At 64.2% G+C, this 21672-nt stretch carries 19 protein-coding genes; 6 read left to right on the plus strand and 13 right to left on the minus strand.

All coding sequences use genetic code 11. The features are described from left to right. Window positions 1–46: 46 nt before the first annotated feature. The gene (locus BLQ92_RS02960; RefSeq protein ID WP_090681541.1) at window positions 47–652 is read right to left on the minus strand and encodes an MlaC/ttg2D family ABC transporter substrate-binding protein; all 606 of its coding nucleotides are present in this window, start codon (window positions 650–652) and stop codon (window positions 47–49) included. A gap of 177 nt (window positions 653–829) precedes the next feature. Here BLQ92_RS02960 and hpnN point away from each other — a divergent pair, with 177 nt between their 5' ends. Together hpnN and BLQ92_RS02970 are read left to right on the plus strand one after the other, a co-directional pair. Next, the gene (hpnN, locus tag BLQ92_RS02965; RefSeq protein WP_090681542.1) at window positions 830–3457 is read left to right on the plus strand and encodes a hopanoid transporter HpnN; all 2628 of its coding nucleotides are present in this window, start codon (window positions 830–832) and stop codon (window positions 3455–3457) included. Then, window positions 3454–4536, plus strand: coding sequence for an MlaA family lipoprotein (locus tag BLQ92_RS02970; protein WP_090681543.1), 1083 nt, complete (start codon window positions 3454–3456; stop codon window positions 4534–4536). Before hpnN ends, BLQ92_RS02970 begins: the two co-directional genes overlap by 4 nt. A gap of 161 nt (window positions 4537–4697) precedes the next feature. Here the strand turns inward: BLQ92_RS02970 and BLQ92_RS02975 are convergent, their stop codons facing one another. From BLQ92_RS02975 to BLQ92_RS03010, 8 genes are all read right to left on the minus strand, one after another. Beyond that, a complete protein-coding gene (locus BLQ92_RS02975) occupies window positions 4698–5174 on the minus strand; it encodes an acyl-CoA thioesterase (protein ID WP_090681545.1) in 477 nt (158 codons plus the stop codon). A 171-nt stretch (window positions 5175–5345) separates the two neighbouring features. Then, window positions 5346–6005: a phosphorylase gene (locus BLQ92_RS02980; RefSeq protein ID WP_244106133.1), complete on the minus strand. Its 660-nt coding sequence runs from the start codon at window positions 6003–6005 to the stop codon at window positions 5346–5348. A gap of 86 nt (window positions 6006–6091) precedes the next feature. Further along, window positions 6092–8071, minus strand: a complete 1980-nt coding sequence (gene shc / locus BLQ92_RS02985) for a squalene--hopene cyclase (RefSeq protein WP_090681548.1) — start codon at window positions 8069–8071, stop codon at window positions 6092–6094. Beyond that, on the minus strand, window positions 8068–9333 hold the full coding sequence (gene hpnE / locus BLQ92_RS02990; protein WP_090681550.1) for a hydroxysqualene dehydroxylase HpnE: 1266 nt from the start codon (window positions 9331–9333) through the stop codon (window positions 8068–8070). Before hpnE ends, shc begins: the two co-directional genes overlap by 4 nt. Then, window positions 9333–10181: a presqualene diphosphate synthase HpnD gene (gene hpnD / locus BLQ92_RS02995; protein ID WP_090681552.1), complete on the minus strand. Its 849-nt coding sequence runs from the start codon at window positions 10179–10181 to the stop codon at window positions 9333–9335. The genes hpnE and hpnD overlap by 1 nt, the downstream gene beginning before the upstream one ends. A 222-nt stretch (window positions 10182–10403) precedes the next feature. Next, complete coding sequence (locus BLQ92_RS03000) at window positions 10404–11342, minus strand: sensor domain-containing diguanylate cyclase (protein ID WP_090681554.1); 939 nt, start codon at window positions 11340–11342, stop codon at window positions 10404–10406. After that, a complete protein-coding gene (locus BLQ92_RS03005) occupies window positions 11339–11962 on the minus strand; it encodes a chemotaxis protein CheC (RefSeq protein WP_090681556.1) in 624 nt (207 codons plus the stop codon). Before BLQ92_RS03005 ends, BLQ92_RS03000 begins: the two co-directional genes overlap by 4 nt. Beyond that, window positions 11955–12323, minus strand: coding sequence for a response regulator (locus tag BLQ92_RS03010; protein ID WP_090681557.1), 369 nt, complete (start codon window positions 12321–12323; stop codon window positions 11955–11957). Before BLQ92_RS03010 ends, BLQ92_RS03005 begins: the two co-directional genes overlap by 8 nt. A 686-nt stretch (window positions 12324–13009) precedes the next feature. Here BLQ92_RS03010 and BLQ92_RS03015 point away from each other — a divergent pair. Further along, a complete protein-coding gene (locus BLQ92_RS03015) occupies window positions 13010–15280 on the plus strand; it encodes a hybrid sensor histidine kinase/response regulator (RefSeq protein WP_090681559.1) in 2271 nt (756 codons plus the stop codon). 215 nt (window positions 15281–15495) lie between these two features. Further along, window positions 15496–16440: a hypothetical protein gene (locus BLQ92_RS03020; protein WP_090681560.1), complete on the plus strand. Its 945-nt coding sequence runs from the start codon at window positions 15496–15498 to the stop codon at window positions 16438–16440. Window positions 16441–16557: 117 nt separating this feature from the next. Here BLQ92_RS03020 and BLQ92_RS03025 read toward each other — a convergent pair whose 3' ends face one another. From BLQ92_RS03025 to BLQ92_RS03035, 3 genes are all read right to left on the minus strand, one after another. Continuing rightward, entirely contained in the window at window positions 16558–17109 is a 552-nt protein-coding gene (locus BLQ92_RS03025; RefSeq protein WP_090681562.1) for an NADPH-dependent FMN reductase, read from the minus strand. A 341-nt stretch (window positions 17110–17450) separates the two neighbouring features. Then, window positions 17451–17723: a DUF6723 family protein gene (locus BLQ92_RS03030; RefSeq protein WP_244106121.1), complete on the minus strand. Its 273-nt coding sequence runs from the start codon at window positions 17721–17723 to the stop codon at window positions 17451–17453. A gap of 11 nt (window positions 17724–17734) precedes the next feature. Continuing rightward, window positions 17735–18019, minus strand: a complete 285-nt coding sequence (locus BLQ92_RS03035) for a hypothetical protein (RefSeq protein WP_090681563.1) — start codon at window positions 18017–18019, stop codon at window positions 17735–17737. 1140 nt (window positions 18020–19159) lie between these two features. Here BLQ92_RS03035 and BLQ92_RS03045 point away from each other — a divergent pair. After that, on the plus strand, window positions 19160–19768 hold the full coding sequence (locus BLQ92_RS03045) for an RNA polymerase factor sigma-70 (RefSeq protein WP_090681566.1): 609 nt from the start codon (window positions 19160–19162) through the stop codon (window positions 19766–19768). Beyond that, window positions 19749–19958, plus strand: a complete 210-nt coding sequence (locus tag BLQ92_RS03050; protein ID WP_175772166.1) for a zf-HC2 domain-containing protein — start codon at window positions 19749–19751, stop codon at window positions 19956–19958. Before BLQ92_RS03045 ends, BLQ92_RS03050 begins: the two co-directional genes overlap by 20 nt. 139 nt (window positions 19959–20097) lie before the next feature. Here BLQ92_RS03050 and BLQ92_RS03055 read toward each other — a convergent pair whose 3' ends face one another. Next, window positions 20098–21474: a GntT/GntP/DsdX family permease gene (locus BLQ92_RS03055; protein ID WP_090681570.1), complete on the minus strand. Its 1377-nt coding sequence runs from the start codon at window positions 21472–21474 to the stop codon at window positions 20098–20100. Window positions 21475–21672: the final 198 nt, after the last annotated feature.

Below are 21672 nucleotides of genomic sequence, written 5' to 3' on the forward strand. Positions count from 1 at the left end.
ACACCCTAAGAAAACCAAGAAACCAAGGCGCCGCAGGCAAAAAAAATCAGCCCGCACTCCGTGCATTATGCGCAGTCAAAAATTTAATAAGCCCATCAACGCCACCCTTGGCAAGCTGATCAGCAAACTGAGTCTGATAAACCTGAATAAGCCAAGCCCCCATCATATCGATATCATAAATCTTCCAACCAGAATCGGTCTTCTCCATCCGATACCCAACGGCATCATCCCCGCCGTTGCTCAACACATGCGACTGCACAACAGCATCCTTCCCTCCCGCCGCCACACTCGCCTGAGCGAACTTAAAAGTGACATCCTGATCCCGCAGCTGCGCCAATGACGCAGCATAAGTCCTCACCAGCAACGTCTGAAACTGCTCGTACAACTGCTTCTGCTGCTCCGGCGTCGCCGTCGTCCACGCCTTCCCCACCGCAATGCGCGTCGTACGCTGAAAGTCGGTCGCAGGCACGAAATGTGTTTCCACCACCTGGGTGATTTTGCCCATGTCGCCGCTGCGCGCCGTTGGGTCGGCCTTCATCGCGCTGACCGTGCCCTCAACAGCGCTCTTCACCACCGCGTCAGGGGCAGCTTGCGCAAAAGCCGTAGTGGAAACCACCGCAGCCGCCAGAAAAGCAGACAGATAACGTTTCATAAGCTCATCAGGACAGTAAAAATGACCACTGGATGACCCGCTGGGCCACGCTGAAAGCCAGTATACCGATTTTGCACCTCCGTCCGTGCCCCACAACCTGAGCTAATCAGCCCCACGTCGGTATACTTATGCCCTTATGCCAAAAACGCCATCTGTGACAGGGCCAAACTCGCCTACATGCTGAAGTCATCTATCGTCCGTCTCGTCGCCTGGTCGGTGAGCCGCCCACTGCGCGTCATCGTGCTCTCCCTTATCCTCGCGGTCCTGAGTGGCTATTACGTTGCCGATCACTTCAAGATCAACACCGACATCAGCCGTCTCGTCGAAAACGATCAGGCCTGGTCCTCGCTCGATGACGCCATCGACCACGCGTTCCCGCAACGTGGCCAGACTGTCCTCGTGGTCGTCGAAGCGCAGGCCCCCGAATTCGCCGACGATGCCGCCAACGCCCTTACCGCCGCGCTCAAGAACCAGCCCAAGGAGTTCGTCGCCGTCACTCAACCGGCCGGTGGTTCGTTCTTCGAGCACAACGGCCTGCTGTTCCCGTCGCTGGATGAGGTGCAGTCCACCACCGGACAACTCGTGCAGTCGCGCCCGCTCGTCAACGCGCTGGCCAAGGATCCGAGCCTGACTGGTCTCGCCGGCGTCCTCAACACCAGCCTCCTGCTGCCCCTCCAGCTCGGCCAGGTCAAGCTCAGCGACATGAGCCGGCTGCTCTCGCAAAGCGCCACCGTGCTCGACCGCGTGCTCGCGGGTCAGCCTGCCGCCTTCTCGTGGCGCGCGCTCGTCGATAAGGACGTCGCCACCAACCCCGCCCGGGCCTTCATCACCGTGCAGCCGGTGGTCGACTATGGCGCGCTCGAGCCTGGCGCCCGTGCCTCCGCCGCCATCCGCGCCACCGCCGCGTCGCTCGACCTCGGCGCCCATTACGGCGCGTCGATCCGCCTGACCGGCGAACAGCCGCTCGCCGATGAAGAATTCGCCTCGGTGCAGGACGGTGCCGCGCTGAACGGCATCATTACCTTCGTCGTGGTTCTGGTGATCCTGTGGCTCGCGTTGCGCTCGGGTCGCATGATCGTCGCCGTGTTCATCACGCTGTTTGTCGGCCTCGCGATCACCGCCGCCCTCGGCCTGATGATGGTCGGCGCGCTCAACATGATCTCGGTCGCCTTCATGGTGCTGTTCGTCGGGCTCGGGATCGACTTCGGCGTCCAGTTCGGCGTTAAGTATCGCGAGGAGCGCTATCACGAGGAACGTCTGGCCGCCGCGCTCGTCAACACTGCGCACACCATCGGCGTGCCGCTGACGCTGGCTGCAGTCGCCGTTGCCGAGGCGTTCTTCTCGTTCCTGCCCACCGCGTACCGTGGCGTCGCGGAGTTGGGTCAGATCGCCGGCGTCGGCATGTTCGTCGCGTATCTGACCAACATGACGCTGTTCCCGGCACTCCTGAAGATCTTCAATCCGCCCGGTGAAGCCGGCGCGCCCGGGTTCAAGCAGTTGGCGCCCGTCGACGATTTCCTCGACCGCAACCGCAAGCCGGTCCTGATCGGCACCCTTGTAGTCGTGGTGGGCGCGCTGCCGCTGCTGACCCATCTGCGCTTCGACTTCAATCCGCTGCACCTGAAGGATCCGCATACGGAATCGATGGCGACCCTGCTCTCGCTCAAGGATTCGCCCGAAACCGCGGTCAACAACGTGCACGTGCTGGCGCCGTCGCTCGCGGCTGCGGATCAGATCGCGGCACGTCTGAAGAAACTGCCGGAAGTGGGCCGCGTGACGACACTGAGCACCTTCATTCCGACCGATCAGACGCAAAAGCTGCTCCTGATCAATAGTGCCGCGCAGCAGTTGCTGCCCGCGCTGACGCAGACGCCTGCGGCGCCGTCGAGCGATGCGTTGCGCGTCGCCGCATTGAAGCGGGTTTCGAACCAGCTGGCGCTCGCCGCGGAGGATCATCCGGGTCCGGGCGCCGCCGAAGCGCAGCACCTGTCGGCGACGCTGCAGAAGCTCGCCGCCGCCCCTGCCGCCACGCGCGACCGTGCCGAAACCGCCATGGCCGGCACGCTGAAGATTGCGTTGCAGCAACTCGCTTCGCTGCTGCAGCCCACCGAGATCACCCGCGCCACCTTGCCGCCTGAAATCTCGCGCGACTGGGTCTCGGCCGACGGCCGCGCGCTGGTCGATATCGCGCCCAAGGTCCTGCCGGGCGCCGACCCCGGCGACGATACGATGCTGCGCCGCTTCGCCCATGTGGTGAAGGCCACGGAACCGGGTGCGATCGGCGGCACGATCTCGATCCTGCATTCCGCAGACGTGATCATCAAGGCGTTCCTGCAAGCGGCCGGCTGGGCGCTCCTGACCATCACCATCCTGCTGTGGCTCGCGCTGCGGCGTATCAGCGACGTGATGCGCACGCTGATTCCGCTGCTGGTATCGGCGCTGGTGACACTGGAATTGTGTGTTGTGTTCGGCATGCCACTAAATTTCGCCAACATCATCGCGTTGCCGCTTATGCTGGGTGTAGGCGTCGCATTCAAGATCTACTTTGTCATGGCGTGGCGCAACGGGCAGACGGGCCTGTTGCAGTCGAGCCTTACCCATGCCGTGATGTTCAGCGCAGCGACCACCGCGACTGCGTTCGGGAGCCTCTGGTTGTCGCATCATCCGGGCACCTCGAGCATGGGGCGGCTACTCGCGCTATCCCTCTTCTGCACGCTAATCGGCGCCGTGGTGTTTCAGCCCGTCTTGATGGGTAAGCCGCGCGCGCGTCGCGCATCGAAAGAAAAGCAAGGAATCACGAAATGAAGATGCGAAACACCGCCATGGTCCTGCTCATGGCAGGCCTTGTGTCAGGGTGCGCGACGGGTCCCGACCGCAAGCCGGGCGACCCGCTGGAACCGATGAACCGGCAGATCTTCAAGTTCAACGACGCGCTCGACCGCACCATCGCGCAGCCGGTGGCGAAGGGGTATCAGAAGGTCACGCCGCAGCCGCTGCGCCAGGCCATCAGCAACTTCTTCTCGAACCTCGGCGATCTGGGCAACGCTGCGAACAATCTGCTGCAGTTGAAGATCACGGCTGCGACCGAAGACGTCATGCGCTTCGCGATGAACTCGACGTTCGGGATTGGCGGCCTGATCGACTTCGCCACGCCGGCCGGCTTGCCGAAACACCACGAAGACTTCGGCTTGACGCTCGGCCGCTGGGGCGTGCCGTCGGGTCCATACCTCGTGCTGCCGCTGTTCGGACCGAGTTCGGTGCGTGATAGCACCGGGTATGTGGTCGACTTCCGCTTCAACCTGACCCACTACATGGAACCGGCGGTGCGCAATCCGATGTATATCGCGCAGTTCATCAGCGCGCGCGCCGATCTGCTCGGCGCGTCCAGTCTGTTGGAGGCGGCTGCACTCGACAAGTACTCGTTCGTACGCGACGCCTACACGCAGCAGCGCCAGTCGCTGCTGCGCGGCTCCAGCTCGACGCCGGCGCCGCTGCCGAACTACGGCGACCCGGGTGCGGAAGGCGGCGCGAGCGCAGCGCCGGCGACGGGGGCATCGGGTGCTGCTGCATCCGGCTTGCCGGACTATAGCGATCCAGGCGATTCGTCGATGCCGGCGGCACCGGCTAACGGCGCTTCCGGTACCGAGCCTGCAGGCTTGCCGAACTACACCGATCCGGGCGATTCGTCGATGCCGGCGGCACCGGCCAACGGCGCGTCAGGTGCTGCACCGGGCGCTGCGGCGAGCCCCGCGGACAAGGGTCAAACAGCGCAAAGCGCAGAAGGCGCCAGTGCGGCGAAGGCAGCCAGCGCCCCGGCGGCGGCATCGGCAGCAGCAGCGGCGGCAGCCTCCGGCGCTGCGGTGCCGGTTCCGCTCAAACAGTAAGTAATCGCCGTCTGCTGCGCGGACAGCATGACACCGGCGCGACGGGGCATCACTCACTCGCCGCCCTGGCAAATGCAAAACAGCCCGGCCGGCAAACACCGGTCGGGCTGTTTCATTTTCAACGCTGGCTATGGCTGCAGCGCTCTAAACCCGAACCGCAATCAGTGCATCGTATCGGCTTCGAGGCGCGCCGCGACCGTTTCTTCGGCGCTCGCCACCGCCGGCGTCACCGCATCCGAGCCTGCGCGAAAGCGCTGGAACGCCTCGTCCGCGTAACGAATCTGCGTACGTCCGTGGGGCGCCGGTTCGCCGTTTTCGTCGAGATTTACGAACACCATCTTCTCAACCGTGAGGATGCTCTTGCGCGTGATCTTGTTGCGCACTTCGCAGCGCAGCGTAATCGAGGTGCGGCCGAAGTGCGTTGCGGTCATGCCCAGCTCGATGATGTCGCCCTGGCGCGCCGAGCTGACGAAGTTGATCTCCGACATGAACTTGGTCACCACACGCTGGTTGTCCAGCTGGCAAATCGCATAGATGGCTGCTTCTTCGTCGATCCAGCGCAGCAGGCTGCCGCCGAACAGCGTGCCGTTTGGGTTGAGGTCTTCGGGCTTGACCCATTTTCTGGTGTGGAAATTCATCTCGTATCCCGTCCGTGAGGTAGTGCGGGCCGGTGTCGCAACCGGAACCTAGGGTTAATACCTAGATTATACCAAATATAAGGGTTTTCCCTAGTCAACCAAAAAAGCCTGGAATGGGTCTTTGGGGTCGGTTCGGGCAGCCATCGCAAACTGCCCGCCTAAGCGCCCCTTTCAGCCCGCCCGTTGCAGTGCGCCGGCCGCAACCAGCGCATGTCGCGCCTGGACCAGCGCCGTGCGGGCGGCGCGCGCATCGGCGGCGACCCGCAGCAGCGGCCCGAGTTGGGAGGGTTGTTTCAGCAGTTCTCGCAGGATCGGCGCAATCGCGGTGCTGCCGTCGTCGCGCAAGCCGGCCGTGGCGGCCGACGGCAAGGTGCGCCACGCCGGATCGACAATCGCCCGGCAGACGGCGAACGGCACGCCCTGCGCGGCAGCGATGGCGCCGGCAATATGCGATTCCATGTCGACCGCGAGCGCGCCGCTCGACCGATGCAGCATGGCTTTGTCGTCGGCGCCCGTCAGCGGCTTCGTGACGCCGGCCACCAGACCGCGCCGCAAGCGTGCGCCGAGCGGGGTTGCGGCCAACGCCGCGGCCAGACGCTCCGACCAGAGCACGTCGGTGGCAAAGCGCCCGAGCGGACCTTCGACGGCATTGGCAATGATCACCGCGCCCGGCTCCAGATCGGGAGCAAGCCCGCCCGCCGTGCCGAAGCTGATGATGCCCGAGCAACCGCGTGCGAGCGCCGCGCTCAGCGCCCGTTCGAGCAGATCGGCGCGCGCCGCAAACACCACTTCAATGCCCTCACCGCGCACGATGCGCGCCTCGAAGGCCATGCCGGTGACGGCGATCACCGGCAAGCCACCGGACTGGGACGACGAAGACTGCCTGACGGCGGTAGAGCGGCTAGGCGTGGACACCATCACATCCCGACCACGACACGCGTCACGCCGTCACGCTTCAGTTGGCGGTAACGCGCCAGTGCCCAGAGCGGGAAGAACTTGCGGTAGCCGTGGTAGCGCAGATAGAACACGCGCGGGAAGCCGGTCGCCGTGAAGCGGGTTTCGTCCCACAGGCCGTGCTCCTGTTGCTCGCGCAGCAGATAGTCGACGCCACGCGCCACCGCCGGATGTTCGACCTCGCCCACCGCCATCAGCCCCAGCAGCGCCCAGGCCGTCTGCGACGCCGTGCTCGGGGCACGCTCGTAGCCGCGGTAGTCGAGCTTGTAGCTCGCGCCGTCCTCGCCCCAGCCGCCGTCTTCGTTCTGGATCGACACGAGCCACTGCGCAGAGCGCTTGATGCGCGGGTCGTCGTGCGCGATACCGGCCGCGTTCAACGCACAGAGCGCCGTCCACGTGCCGTAGATGTAGTTCATGCCCCAGCGGCCATACCAGCTGCCGTCGGACTCCTGCTCGTTGAGAATGTAGTCGTACGCACGGCGCGCCGGCTCGCTGTTGGCAGGGAATTCGCCGAGTTGCGCGAGCATCGACAGGCAGCGGCCCGACACGTCGGCAGTGGGCGGATCGAGCAGTGCGCCGTGATCGGAGAACGGAATATTGTTCAGGTAGTACTGGGTGTTTTCCGGTTCGAAGGCGCCCCAGCCACCATCGCTGCTCTGCATGCCGACCACCCATTCACGCGCGCGGGCAATCGCGTCGTCGTCCACGTTCGACTGCGTGAGCGCAGCCGAGCGGTTCATCGCCATCGCCACTACCGCGGTATCGTCGACGTCCGGATAGTACGGGTTCGCATACTGGAACGCCCAGCCGCCGGGACGCACGTTCGGACGGCGTGAGATCCAGTCGCCGCGCACGTCGAGAATCTGCAGCGGGCGCAGCCATTGCAGGCCGCGCTCGGCCGCCTGTTCGGCGCGCGGGTCGCCGGTTTCGAGCAGCGCGTGCGCCGCGAGCGAGGTATCCCACACCGGCGACAGGCACGGCTGGCAATATGCTTCGTCGTCCTTGATGACCAGCAGCTTGTCGATCGACTGGCGGGCAATCGCGCGATTCGGATGGTCGGACGGGTAACCCAGCACGTCATACATCATCACGGAGTTGGCCATGGCTGGGAAAATCGCGCCGAGGCCGTCTTCGCCATTCAGACGCTCGTCGACAAAGGCGACGGCTGCCTTGACCGCACGCTCGCGCGTGTACTTCGGAAACAGCCCGTCGATCAGGCGCAGCACGTTATCCACGCCGCGGAAGAACGTGAACCAGCCTTGGCTCTGATGCGGCGCGCGCGGCAGCAGGCCGGTCGTGACGGGCGCACCGTGGAACAGTTCGTCGATGCGCACGCCGCGCGGGTTGCGCGCCACCGGCCGCTTCGCGTTGAGCACCAGCAGCGGCACGATCACCGTGCGCGCCCAGTAGGACACCTTCGACAGATGGAACGGGAACCACTGCGGCAGCAGCATGATTTCGACGGGCATCATCGGCACGGCGTACCACGACACCACGCCGAACAGCGCCAGCAGAATCCGCGTGAACACGTTCGACGCTTCCGCGCCGCCGTGCGCCAGAATCGCCTCGCGGGCACGGCGCATATGCTCGGCGTCTTCCGGATCGCCGATCATCTTCAGCGCGAAGTACGCCTTCACACTCGCGCTGACGTCGAGCGCGCCGTCGGTGAAGAGCGGCCAGCCGCCATTGGGCAACTGGATGCGGCGCAGATAGCGCGCAATCTTCTGCTCCAGCTCCACGTTCGGCTCTTCGCCGAGGTAGTGGACCAGCAGCACATATTCGGCGGGGATCGTCGCATCGGCTTCGAGTTCGTAGACCCAATGGCCGTCCGGGCGTTGCGCCTCGAGGATCGCGTCGGTCGCGCGCGTGACGGCGGCCTCCAGCGTGGCGGCGGAGTCGTGTGCGTCGTCGCTCATGGTCTGGACAAGGGAAAGATCGTTCATCGGCGTTCCATCGGTTCGTTCAGCAGCGTATCCGCGGCCTTCTGGCCAGAGCGGATCGCTCCTTCGATCGTCGCGGGCAGGCCGGTGGCCGTCCAGTCTCCCGCGAGCATCAGGTTATTCCAGCGTGTGCGCGTGGCCGGGCGGCGCATCTCCTCGCCAGGCAGCGCCGCAAAGGTCGCGTGGGGTTCGGTCACCACCTGCCAGGCCGGCATCGGCTCGAGCGGCAGGCTGGCCGCCTGGGCCACTTCTGCCCAGACCGTTTTCGCGAGTGTGTCATGCGGGGTATCGATCAGCCGGTCGGCGCCGCTGATCGTCACGGAGAGCCGCCCTTCATGCGCAAACAGCCACTCGGCGGTGCCGTTCAGCAAGCCCATCAGCGGCGGCACCCCAAACGGCGGTTCGACTGCGAAGTGCACGTTGACGGTGGCGCTATGGTGCCGCGGCGCCTGCAGACCGGGGACGAGCGTCTGCGCCACCGCGGGCGGCACCGCCAGCACGACACCCTCGCCGGCTTCGAGCGCGACGCGCTCCTCCGCAAACTGCAGCGCGCCAACGCGACCGGCCGCATCGAACTCGATTGCCTGCAACTGCGCATCGAGCCGGATCGCCGCACCGCCATGCTGCAACAGCCGCAAAGCCGGATCGACAAAGGCGCTGCTCAGGCCATTGCGCGCCAGCAGCGGCCGGCAAGCCGGGCCGCCCGCAGCAAGTGTCTCGCGCGCCAGCGCAGCCGCCAGTTCAGCGCTCGCGCCACGCGGCTCGTGGTTCAGCAGCAGCCGGAACAGCGGTTGCAGCAAGCGGTCCCACAGCACGCCGTCGCAGCGCATGGTCTGCGCCATGCTCCGGCCGGGCTTGGCGAACAGGAGCGGCACGAGCGTCAGATAATCGCTCGGATGGGTGTTCGGCACCCGTGCCGCCTGATCGAAGATCCACCACGGCAAGCGTCCGGCCGACAGGCGCACGGTCCAGCGCGCCCGTGTGGCGAGGTCCATGAACGGATATTCGGGTTGCGCCGGGCCGGTCAATTCGTCGGCCGCGCCGATTGCGCGCAGGTAACTCAGCGTCGCCTCGTTACCCGACAGCACCAGGTGATTGCCGCTGTCGATCGTGATGCCGAGCGTGCGGTCGTAATACGAGCGGCACCGTCCACCTGCCTGCGAAGCTGCCTCGTGCAACACGACCTGCGCGCCGCGCCGCTGCAATTGCACGGCAGCGGCGAGACCTGCGAGGCCCGCGCCGATCACGTGGACGAGTTTCGGCATCAGAAAAACGCGTACCGGGCGACGATCCACAGCAGGCGCGCACGTGGCTTGCTGACCTTCGTGCGCGGCAGATCGAAACCGCGCTCAAAGGTGCGATCGAGAAGACAGCGATACACCCCGGACATGATGCGCGGAGCGCGGACCTGGTTGCGCGGCGCGGCGCCCATGATGGCGTCGGCCTTGGCAAAGTGCTCGCGAGCCCGCGTGACCAGCTTCGCGCAGACGCGCGGCAGCGACGGATCGTCGACGATCGTCGCGGGGCTGTTGGTGGCGATGCCTTCGAGCGCGAGCAGTTCGCGCGGCAGATAGCAGCGGTTGATGCCCGCGTCTTCGTCGATGTCGCGCAGGATATTGGTCAACTGCAGCGCCCGGCCCAGGTGATGCGCCAGCAAACGGCCCGGCGCTTCCTGCATCCCGAATATCCTCACCGATAGACGGCCGGCGGCGCTCGCGACCCGATCGCAATACAGGTCGAGGGTGTCCTCGTCCGGCGCGCAGATATCGGCGGCGGCATCCATCGCCATGCCGTCGATCATCGCGTGAAAATCTTCGCGTTGCAGATGAAACGTATGAATGTGCCGCGTCAACGCGCGCAGCGACGGGCGCGGCGCGCCTGCATAGCAGGCGTCGATGTCGGCGCGCCAGCGCTCGAGGCCCGCCGAGCGCTCGGCGCGCGGCAGGTCGCTGTCGGCGATATCGTCGACAGCACGGCAGAAGGCGTAGACCTGATACATCGCGTCGCGCTGCGCAGCCGGCAGGATGCGCATCGCAAGATAAAACGAGCTGCCCGATGTGGCGGCAGCGGCGTCGGTTTCTGTATCGTCCACGACAAGATTGGAAACAGCCAAGACGATCTCCGCTGAGGGGCCCCTCTGGAGGCGGTCAAGAAGTCAGAAGTCGTGCCTACCCGCAGGGCAAGCGACGCGCGCGGACGCGCGCGAATATACCGGCAAGGGTTACCGGAAACGGCGAAAAGTATAACAACCTTTGCGGGATAACGCAGTTTGAGGGCGTAATCCAGCATTATGGCGGGTTACGCGCGGCGCGGCGACAATTCGCCCCGAGACCGCTCAGATAAAGGCGACCGAGCGGTTGCGCCCCTGGCGCTTGGCGCTATAGAGGGCCGCATCGGCTTCGTTGATCAGCACGTCGTAGTTGGGCACGCCAACCCGCGCCGCGGCGCCGCCGACGCTCGCCGTCACCGGCACCTGAACGCCCTGCACCTCGACCGGCGCGTCGCCAATCGTATGACGGATCTTTTCGGCCACCAGCATCGCATCTTCGATCGGCGTGCACGGCAGCAGCAAGGCGAATTCCTCGCCACCGAAGCGGCCGAACGTGTCCTGCACCCTGACGACCTGGGCGACCCGCTGCGCCATCTCGCGCAACACCGTGTCGCCAACCCCATGGCCGAACTGGTCGTTGATCTTCTTGAAGTGGTCCAAGTCGAACAGCAGCACCGACATCTCGCCGCCATAGCGCTGCCAGCGCGTGTATTCGTCGCGCAGCCGCGCTTCGAAATAGCGGCGATTCGCAATCCCGGTCAGGCCGTCGCGGTCGGCATACTCCTGCAGCTTGGCGACCGCCTCTTCGCGTTCGCGCTGCACGATGCTCACGTGCGTCACGTCGGAGATGGTCACGCACACGGCGACCACTTCGCGATCGCGCGTGAGCGGCATGAAGGTGCAATCCTGCTGCATGAAATCGACGCCGCCGGTGATCGGCCGGTCATGGTCGAACTTGAACAGATAGGGGCGCTGCTCCCACGAACTGAAGGCAAAGCTGCCGAGCTGGAACACGCTCTCGAGCTTGCGGGTCAGCCACACGCGCGGCAACTCGGGGAAACTGGCGAAGATCGACTTGCCGACCACCTTCTCGGCCGACAAACCGCTGTGGTCCTGCATAAAGCGGTTCCACATCAACACGTTCATCTCGCGATCGAGGACGAAGATGCCAAATCCGACGCGCTCGACAACGAGATCGCTCAACGAAGCTGCAGGAACATTCATAGACTGGACAGCAACGCGTCAAGCGCGTGATTCATGTGGCGGATCGACTCTTCAGCCATGAGCATGACGAGGTGGGCGCGGAAGCTCTGGTCTTCCAGCGCGAAATTGACTTCGACCAGCAGCGCGACTTCCCAGGCGAGCACACCGGGCTGGAACACATCGTCGAGCGACATCGCTTCACCGAGCAGCCCCGGCGCCGAAAACACCGGCGTGCGGCCGAGCTGTTCGAGAATGCAGGAGACGCAGGCACCCGTCAGCACGTTGGCGACGTCGAAAATCAGTTCCTGCTGGCTAACCTTGTCATAGGCGGAACGCGCATACGGGTCGTTCACCAGCGCGCAGAGTTGCGCCATACTGCCGCTGCGGCAGATCACCAGCGCCTCGCCCTTGATGTCGGAGCGGAAACCCTGGCGCACCGCGCTCACCGCCTCCTGGATGCCGGTCATCTCGCGCAAGGCGGCGGCGGCCTCGCTGATCGCCACCACCTGCACCCGCGGCACCGACAACTCGATAAAGGTATCGAGGAGCCGCGCGAGGCGCGTCGCGGCCTGACCCATCGCGAGGTTGGCAACCTCCTGCAGCGCGTCGCGCCGATCTTCGTTGAGGACTGGCTCAGACATACAACCCGTACTCCTTGAGGATGGGTAGTACCGCCTCGGGGGTGACGGGCTTGGCGATGAAGGCAACGGCGCCGAGGGTGCGCACGCGCGCCTGCGCCATCGGTTGCACGTCGGCGGACACCACGATCACGAACGTGTTCAGATCCTCGTGCTGCATCGCCTCCAGCACCTGATAGCCGGTCAGATCCGGCATCGTCAGGTCGAGGAACATCACGGACGCCTTGCCTTCGCGGTATAGCGCGAGCGCTTCGCGCCCGTTCGTGGCGTAGCTGACGTCCACATCCCAGTCCGGCGGCAGCGCCTTTGTGAGCACCTTCCGGGCAAGCAGCGAATCGTCGGCGATCACAATGGGCAATGACATGGCGGAGGGTCGAAAAACGGGATTGGCTCGGTCGCGTTAACGGCGCAAATCAAAGATTCTTTAGCCGATTGAACAATAACGGCCCGAAGAATACTCCGGCGCGAGCGGGAATGCAGATTGCGAAAGGCAGGGGGCAGCACACGCGCGGGCGCGAGTGTGCGCGGCGGGAACGATACGCATGTGCATACGCGCACGCGGGACGATAACGATGACCGGCATGTTCGAGCCTACCCCGTAGGTGGTTCTGCGCGGCCGAGTGGATCGGGGAGTCAATCGACTTGCCGCACGCGTTTCCGCGAACCCCCTCCGTCACGCTTGATATGCGTTAGCTGGCTGGCCCTCGCGGCACATGCATCCGAGCATGGCGGACGCAATATTTATCGTGGCGAGATTCTCAAATTAAACTGACGAAAAGGCAACTCGTCAATATGGATTTAACCAACGTAAATCACTCAATATATATAGATATGGAGTATTTTCCATTCACCAAAAGGGCAAATTACGCCGTTTATACTTTTGTGTACGTTTGCGCTTCTGGATTCGTCGCTGTTTGGAGAAAAACTTCCGCATGTCCGCTGCGGTCTATTGTTACCGGCCTAAAAGAGATCCCACCCGGCAAATTCCGGCTTCTCGTATGATGGTAACCGTAAGATTTTCCGTCCCAGACGATTGCAGTGGTATTGAAGATGACACCCGACCGGCCCGAGCCGCGCGAAGCGAGCCTCCTCTCCTCTAACCGGCAGGACGAGGCGCTGTTCCCGGTTGTGCCGGAACAGAACTTCCATGTCCGGCGCATTACGCTGATCGCCCTGCTCGTCGCGGCTGTCGTGCTGCCGTGCGTGTATGTGGTGGCCATGGCGTTTAGCGACCTGCGGGCTCGCGAAGCTGACGCCACCGACCTGACGCTGCGCACCGTGCGCGTCGCTGAAGAACACGCGCTGAAGGTGTTCGACATGAACGAAGCGCTCGACGCTCGCGTCGTCGATCTGGTGCAGGGTCTGGACGACGACGGCATCCGCACCCGTCAGGCGGAGATTCACGCGAAACTCAGCACCATGGGCGGCGGCTATCCGCAGGTCGCGGCGGTGTCGATTTTCGGCGAGGACGGCACGTTGCTCGCGAGTAGTCGCTATTACCCCGCGCCGCCGGTGTCGATTGCGAAACGCGACGACTTCATCGGCATTCGCGACGGCAAGGTGCTCGAGCACGTCTCGAAGGACATGATGGGGCAAGTCGCCGGCGAAAACGTCTTCAATACCGGCGTGGCACGGCGCAATCTAGACGGCACCTTCGCAGGGGTGGTGTCGGTCGCGCTGCGGCCGGGTTATTTCACCGCGTTTTATCAGGAACTGCTCGGCGGCAACGACACGCCGATGACCATGAGCCTGACCCGCGCCGACGGCTCGATTCTCGCCCACTACCCGTCTGCGCCCGGCCAGCCGGCCATGGCCGCGCCACACTCGCCATTCACTGACGCCCTCGCCCAAGGCAGCCGCGCCGGCGTGGTCCAGATGCGCTCGGTGTTCGACAACGACAATATGATCGTCGCGTACCGGCGCGTCGGCGCCTACCCGGTGTACGTGTCGTGCGGCTACCGTACCTCGGCGATCTGGGCCGCGTGGTACCGGCATCTGAGCGTGCTGATCCTCTCGATGTTCACGCCTTCCATCGTGCTGTGGTGTGTGATCTGGCTGTCGCTGCGGCGGCTGGGCGCCGAAGAGGAAGCGTGGGAGCGCTGGCAGGCCGAGGCATCGATGCGCCGCTCGATCGAGTCCGCCTACCGGCAGTCGCGCAAGATGGAAGCGCTTGGCAATCTGGTCGGCAGTGTCGCGCACGATTTCAACAACCTGCTGATGATCGTCTCGGCGAACGTGCAGATTGCGAGGCGGCGCGGCGCGCCGGGGCTCGATCGCGAACTGTCCGCCATCGAGCGGGCTTTGAAAAATGGCCAGTCGCTCACCCGCCAGCTACTCGGCGTGGCGCGCAAGCAGCCGCTGCGCAACGAAACGCTCGCGGTCGACCGGTGGCTGCCGGCCTGCCGCGAACTGCTGCGCGCGTCGCTGGGCGCGAAGATCTCGCTCGTGATGGATATTGGCACCGATGTCTGGCCGATGCGTGTCGACGTCGCCGAGCTCGAACTCGCGATGATCAACCTCGCCGTCAACGCGCGCGATGCAATGCCCAACGGCGGCCGCTTCACGGTGCGCGCGGCCAACATCACGTTCCGTCATGAGGACGGCTTTCCACTCACGGGCGACTTCGTGCAACTTTCCCTCGAGGACACCGGCGTCGGCATGCCGCCGGAAGTGCTCGCGCGGGCCTTCGAGCCGCTCTTCACGACCAAGCCGAAGGGCATGGGTACGGGCCTCGGCCTGCCCCAGGTGTTCGCGTTCTGCGAGCGCTCCGGCGGCCTCGCCGCGATCGACAGCGCGATTGGCGCCGGCACCTCGGTGCGCCTCTACCTGCCGCGTGCGGCGGCCGTGCCGGAGGCCGAGCGTCCCGCCGCCGAGCCGAAGGTCGAGGAAGTGGGCGTCCCGCACGGCCTGCGGATCCTGCTGGTCGAGGACAACGACGAGGTCGCCGCCGGCACCGAAGCCTTGCTGCAGATGATGGGCCACCAGGTGACCTGTGTATTCAACGCCGATACCGCTTTGCGCCTGTTCGACGACGCCCATGCCAAGCAGGCGCGCACCGGCGAGGCGCTACCCTTCGATCTGGTGATTTCCGATATCCACATGCCCGGCACCACGAACGGCATCGACCTGGCCGAAGCGGTAGAGGCGTTCGAAACCCGCCTGCCGGTGATCCTTGTCACAGGCTACGCGGAAGAGCTGGACCGCGCGCGCCATGTCGACGCGCGGGTCCTGTCGAAGCCCTTCGATATCGCCCTGCTCGACAAGCTGCTGCAGGACATTCAGCGCGATCTCGCGCAAACCAGCGCGCATCCTGCGGATTGAGTGCGACGAATTGAGTGCGGATTACCCACTTTTGTAAAAGCGCCTCGCCGCCCTACCCACCGGCGTCCCCGCAATTGCCCTCACATACGCGGCGCGGCCCTGCTGGCAAGCCCCTAACGCGATGCCGCGCTTCCCGGCACGATCGTTGCGGCGCCTAACGGAGGAAGGCTCCGCGCCGTTGCGGTGGCCTGACAGCAAAACGTGGGGAGACAGCCATGCGACATACCGTGATTGGTTTATTCGACACCTACATCCAGGCGGAAAGCGCGCGCGATACGCTCGTCCAGACCGGTTTCGCCGCCGACACCATCGAGCTGCAAGCCAACCCGATACCCCCTGCCAACGCGGCGAGCGACGCCGCGGCTGGCACCAGCGTCCTCGCGAATATCGAGCGGTTCATTGCCAGCCTGTTCGCGAAGGAACCGCGCCCGGCCGAGGCCGAGCGCTACGCGGAAGCGATGCGCCGCGGCGCGGTGCTGGTCTGCGTGAGTGCCGCCAGCCAGGCGCACGCCGAACTCGCCAGCAACACGCTGGCGCGGCTGGGTGCGACGGATATCGGTGAGCGTTCGCCGGGCTGGGATGCGGCAATCGAGGATCCGGATGCGCGCCGCGAGCACTCGGTGCTCGACGAACTCGGACTGAGCAGCGCGGCACCGGCGCCGCTGCCGGGCCACGCCGCAGGCAGCGATGCTCTGCGGGATACGCCAGCGACGCCGGCCGAGCCGCACGTCGAAGAAACGCTGCGGACACAGACGCTCAGCGAAGCGGCGACGCTCAATACCATCGCTGCGGGCAGTGCACCTGGCTTTGGCGCCGTGTTCACGCCGGTCGATGTGGCCCCTGCGGCGCGGCGGCCGGAACCCCTGGAAAGCGAAACGATCCCGGACGAATTTCTCGAGTACGAGGAGGACTTCCGCAATCACTACGACGAGCAGTACGCGAGCAGCGATACCCGCTACGAGGACTACGTGCCCGCCTACCGCTACGGCGCCACCATCGCCCGCGACGTGCTCTATCGCGACCGCCCGTGGGACGACGTGGAGCCGGAAGCGCGGCGTCACTGGGAGACCACCTCGCCCGGTGCGACCGATACGTGGGAACGCTTCAAGGCCGCCGTGCGGCATGGCTGGGACCGCGTGACGGGACACCATCACGTGTGATGTAACGAAGTGATCCGCGGCGTGCGGAACGGTATGTGATGAGGCGGGCGGCATTGCGCCGCCCGGCCTGTGCGATGCGGGAAAGGTGCAGGTCTACGCTGCCGCTAACGCGGCTACTCAGCCCACGTAACGCTTCACCCAGGCCACATAGCGATCGACGAAGGTTTGCAGGAACTTGCGCGTGTCGTCGTTCAGGATAGCGCCGCTGGCGTCGATGGCCGCGGGGTTATGCTTGATGAACATTTCCGGCTGACCGAGCGTCGCCACATCCAGATAGGCCAGCACATTGCGCAAATGCTGCTGCGCCAAGGCCGTGCCGGTCGCGCCTACCGAGGTGCCAGCCACCGCACCCGGCTTGCCCGCCCACGAATTGGTACCCCACGGGCGCGAGCCCCAGTCCAGCGCATTCTTCAGCACACCAGGGATCGAACGGTTGTACTCGGCCGTGACGAACAGCAAGCCGTCCGCGGCTTCGATCTTTTGCTTGAACTCGCGGGCGACTGGCGGATAGTCCGCGTCATAGTCCTGGGAGTAGAGCGGCAAGTTGCCGATGTCGAGAAATTCGAAGGAGAAATCGGCGGGGGCAAGGGAAATCAGCGCCTGTGCCAGTTGCCGGTTGTACGACTCCCGGCGCAGGCTGCCGACGACAACGGCGATATGAAGGGCCATGGTTCGTTTCCTCAGTGAAAGCGCGCGCAGCGCAAAAAGGTCCGCGCTGTAATCATAGGCGGTGCCTGCACGAATTGAGTGAACCCGGCCGAAAAGGGCGACCGCAAGGCAGAAAAATAAGGGGTCGCATGACTTGGTCGGTGCAGCCCGGTGGATAACCTGGAGTGCCAGGAAGTTATCCACAATTTCACTGAATAACCTTGTGGATAAGTGAGGGTTTTGCCTTTCCAGTCAAGCACGTCTCCGGCCTGAGGCGATTTAAGGCAAATGACCGTTTTGTTAAGAATCGCTGAGAAGTCGTAACAAGATGTGTCAACAGAGCTGACAGCCACCGCGGCCTTTCACTCCGGCACGGCGATATCGCCATCGACCAGTTGCAGGCCGTAGGCTTGCGCGTAATCCTCGGCCGCTTGCGCGTTTTCGAAGAATGGCATGTCGGCGTGCCCCTGGAACGGGTAAATCACCCGCTCGTCACTGAGGCGCGTCACTTTGAGCGTCGGCACGGTCCCGCTCGAAGTACGGCGCGACGACACCGCGACGTGATAATTCGCCCGGCCGGTACGCTCCGCTTGATCCAGAGACGCTTGGCGCCGGGCAGTAAAAGAGTTGGCCATCGACACGCTGCTCACAACCCGACAATCGATTGGTCGGCAATCATGCCGTCAATGACGCGTTCCGCGTGACTGGCCGACGCCATCCGCGCGTCGCCCGTCGTGCCGAACGGCGAGCGGCTGGGCACGCGGAACACGCGGCTCGTCGTGAACGTGTTGTCAGTGCCGCGCCGGCAGATTTTCACGGCAGCATCGAAACCCGCATCGTAGTGGCGCGTCCCATTCGCTCCGCGCGGCTGGTGCGGATACACCAGCGGATAAATCTCGAGGCCGCGGTAGCTTCTGATGATGTTGTTCATGGTAGTCATCTCCGGTAAGTCGCTTGCCGGGCGGGAGCCGCAGTGGCCGCACAAGCCTCGCGGCAGATACGGCCTACGGCTGCAGTTTAGGCGGCAGGCGATCCTGCGGCAGGCGCAGGGGGCGTCGATACGCGCGAACGACGGTCGCCTCCGACACAACGGAGCGGCGACCACGCGTAGAGACAGGGAAGAAAGGGATCCTGTTCGATCCGGGGAGTGCAATTCGGCGAGGACGTTAGCTGCTCGGCGCAAGCGCGCGAGAGAGATCGTCAAACAGCTGACTCACTGTAGCACGGATGCACCACGATGGGCCGTGACTTTTCAACAGCGCGAGATGGCGGACCAACGGTCGCTGGCTGGGAGACACGGATGTCGAAAACTCAGGAAAACGGATATTTTGCTTTGCCTAATAAAAATGGACGCCTTGAAGGCGCCCATTGTCTGGCGGATCCGAAAGCGGCGCGGTAAGCCGCGCCACGTGGCCGGAAACGATTACTGACCGAAGAACACGTTGCAGTAAGATGCCGGGCCGTTGCACCTGGCGGGAGCGGAATCAGCAGCGTCGGCGGTGCTCGACACAGCAGCGAACAGAGCAACAGAAGCAATCAGGGCGGACAGGACGCGTTTCATAGTGATACTCCTCAACTCAGCGTAGGTTTCGCGATCGCGGGATGATCGATTCGATGGCTGGAGAATATCGATGAAGCGCCTACATAAAAACAGCGAAGTTACGAAGACATCATTTTCAAAAATGCAATAATCATCTTTTACTGGCGGCTTGGACGACGGCTTCAGGTAAGGAAAGGCTCGCGCTGCAAGGCGGAGCAGCTATTGCGCTGAACCGCTACTTGCAAATTGCGAAATAATAAATTTACGGCGCGGCGACTGTCATAAATCCGTCCTTCAAGCGACTCAAGCCTATTGACGTCACTGCTGGTGGGCGAAGCCATGTTGAATTTCAGTTCGCTCCGGCAGAAACATGCGCGAGAATCGGCACCAAGCCCACCTCGGGCGCTTAAAAAAAAGCCAACTCATGAAGACGACCGATCTACCAGAACGAGAACGCGCGGGCAGGCGCGGCATACCGGCGGGGATGCCGACGACGGCGTCGCGTCCAGCTTCCGTGCGCCTGAGGCTCGCATGACGCAGACGGCCGGCCCCGCCTTCGACGATCCGCTTTATCTCGCGCAACTGCGGCGTGACCTGCTGCGCTTTGCGCGGCTGCAATTGCGCGATGCCGCCGCAGCCGAAGATGCCGTCCAGGAAGCGCTAGCGGCCGCGTGGTCGCAAGCCGACCGCTTCGCCGGACAGTCGGAGCACAAGACCTGGGTGTTCGGCATCCTGCGTCACAAGCTGGTCGACACACTGCGCGCCCGCAAACGCACCATCAACCTGTCGGACCTCGACTCCGAACTCGAAGACGAAGCGCTGCTCGACCGCGAACTCTTCAAGGACAACGGTCACTGGTCCAGTGAAGCCAAGCCGCGTCCCTGGCCGGCTCCTGAAACCGCGCTACGTCAACGGCAGTTCTGGCAGCTCTTCGAGATGTGCCTCGATCATCTGCCGGAGCAGATTGGGCGGGTATTCATGATGCGAGAGTTTCTCGACCTGGAGACCGACGAGATCTGCACCGAGTTGCAGATGACCGCCAATCACTGCAGCGTCCTGATCTACCGTGCGCGGCTGAGGCTGCGCACTTGCCTGACCGAAAAAGGCCTTTCCAGAGAGGATGCGAATGGGGAAGTGTAAAAACATCACGCGCCTGCTATCTGACGCGCTCGATCGGCCGTTGCGGGCGGGGGAATGGATCGCGGTCGGGCTGCATCTGCCGACCTGCAGCGGCTGCCGTAACTATCGCAAACACATCAGTCTGCTGCGGGCCGCTTCGCGTGAGCTTAGCGGCCTGAACGACGGCGACGAAATTCGTTCGGATGACTAATGCGTTGCCGGGTTGAGGCGCCCGGCTAGCGTTCGCCGGGCGGCATCAGACGTACCGTTCGAGCAAGAGGGAAAACGGGCGCGGGGCAGGCGCTGTGTCTGGCATCAATGACTGGCAGACACGCGCCAGCGCCCTCCGTTCAGGTCAGCACAGCCCACAGCACCAGGGTGAGCGCGAGACCCACCACAGAGACGATGGTCTGCAGAATCGACCAGACGAACACGGTCTGCTTCAACTGCAGGCCGAAGTATTCGCGCACCATCCAGAAACCCGCATCGTTCACGTGGCAGAAGAATACCGAGCCTGCGCCGATGGCGAGCGCCATCAGTGAATTGTGCGTCGGGCTGAGGCCCAGCACGACCGGCGCGACGATACCAGCCGTCGTCGTCGTCGCGACGGTGGCGGAACCGGTGGCCTGACGCAACGCAACGGCGATCAGCCACGCGAGCAGGATCAACGGCAGGTGCGCGCCCACGGCGATCTTGCCGATGGTCGTGCTGATGCCGGCAACCACCAGCGCCTGTTTGAGGCCGCCGCCGGCGCCGATGGTCAGCAGCAGCGCCGCGATAGGCGGCAGGCTTTTGCGCAGGATGCCGCTCACGCGATCGCGCGGCATGCCACGCGACCAGCCGAGCGCCACGATCGCAAACAGGACAGTCAGGCCGAGGGCCACCAACGGCTCGCCGAGAAAGTTGAGCGCGTTAAAGAGGAAGGTTTCCGGCTGGAGCAGCAGCTTGGCGACGGTGCGGCCCAACATCAGAACGACCGGCAGCAGAATGGTGATCAGCGAGATGCCGAAGCTCGGAGGCTCAGCCGTCTCGGTGTGGGCCGTAAAGAGTTTGCCCATTTCCTCCGGCTCGGCCACATGCATGCGTTTGGATAGCCAGATGCCGTACAGCGGTCCGGCCAGAATCACCGCCGGGATCGCGACGATCAAACCGAGACCGAGTGTCAGGCCGAGGTCGGCATGCAAGGCGCTGACGGCGATCAGCGGACCCGGGTGCGGCGGCAACAGCGCGTGCAGCGTGGTCATGCCGGCCAGCGCGGGAATCGCGATCCGCAAGATGGGTTGCTGCGAGCGGCGCGCCATCACGAAGATGATCGGCACCATCATCACCAGACCCACTTCGAAGAATAGCGGCAGGCCGACGACGATCGCCACCAGCGCCATCATCCACGGCAGCGAGCGTGGCGTCGAGTGCTTGAGGATGGTCGATACCAGCCGGTCGGCGGCGCCGGACTCCGCCATCAGCGCGCCGAGCATCGCCCCCAGCGCGATGATGATGCCGACGTCGCCGAGGAGTGCACCCGCGCCCTTACTGAATGCACTGGCCACGGCTTCGAGCGGCAGGCCGGCAGCGAAGCCCGCGGCGAAGGTGCCGACCAGAATCGACAGAAACGGGGCGAGTTTCAGGACGCTGATGAAAACGATGATCAGCGCAAGCCCCAGCACGCACGAAAGGATCAGCTGGGTGTCGTGGGGCGACCACGGCGCGAGTGTTGTCGGTAAATGCACGATGTCCCTTTTTGTCGATTGACGCCGCCACGGCTATGCGCGGATGACGGCGATTGTAGCGGGCAGCGGGGCTGAGGCGCAGCCAGGTCCGCTAGCAGGTGAGCCGGACGATTTTCGGTGCGTGGCGCAGGTCGCTTAGTGCGGTGCCTTGCGTCGCTCGCCGACTAACGCGACTCAACGAGGTGACTCAATGGCACT

Source organism: Paraburkholderia phenazinium, from assembly GCF_900100735.1.
GTDB lineage: Bacteria > Pseudomonadota > Gammaproteobacteria > Burkholderiales > Burkholderiaceae > Paraburkholderia > Paraburkholderia phenazinia.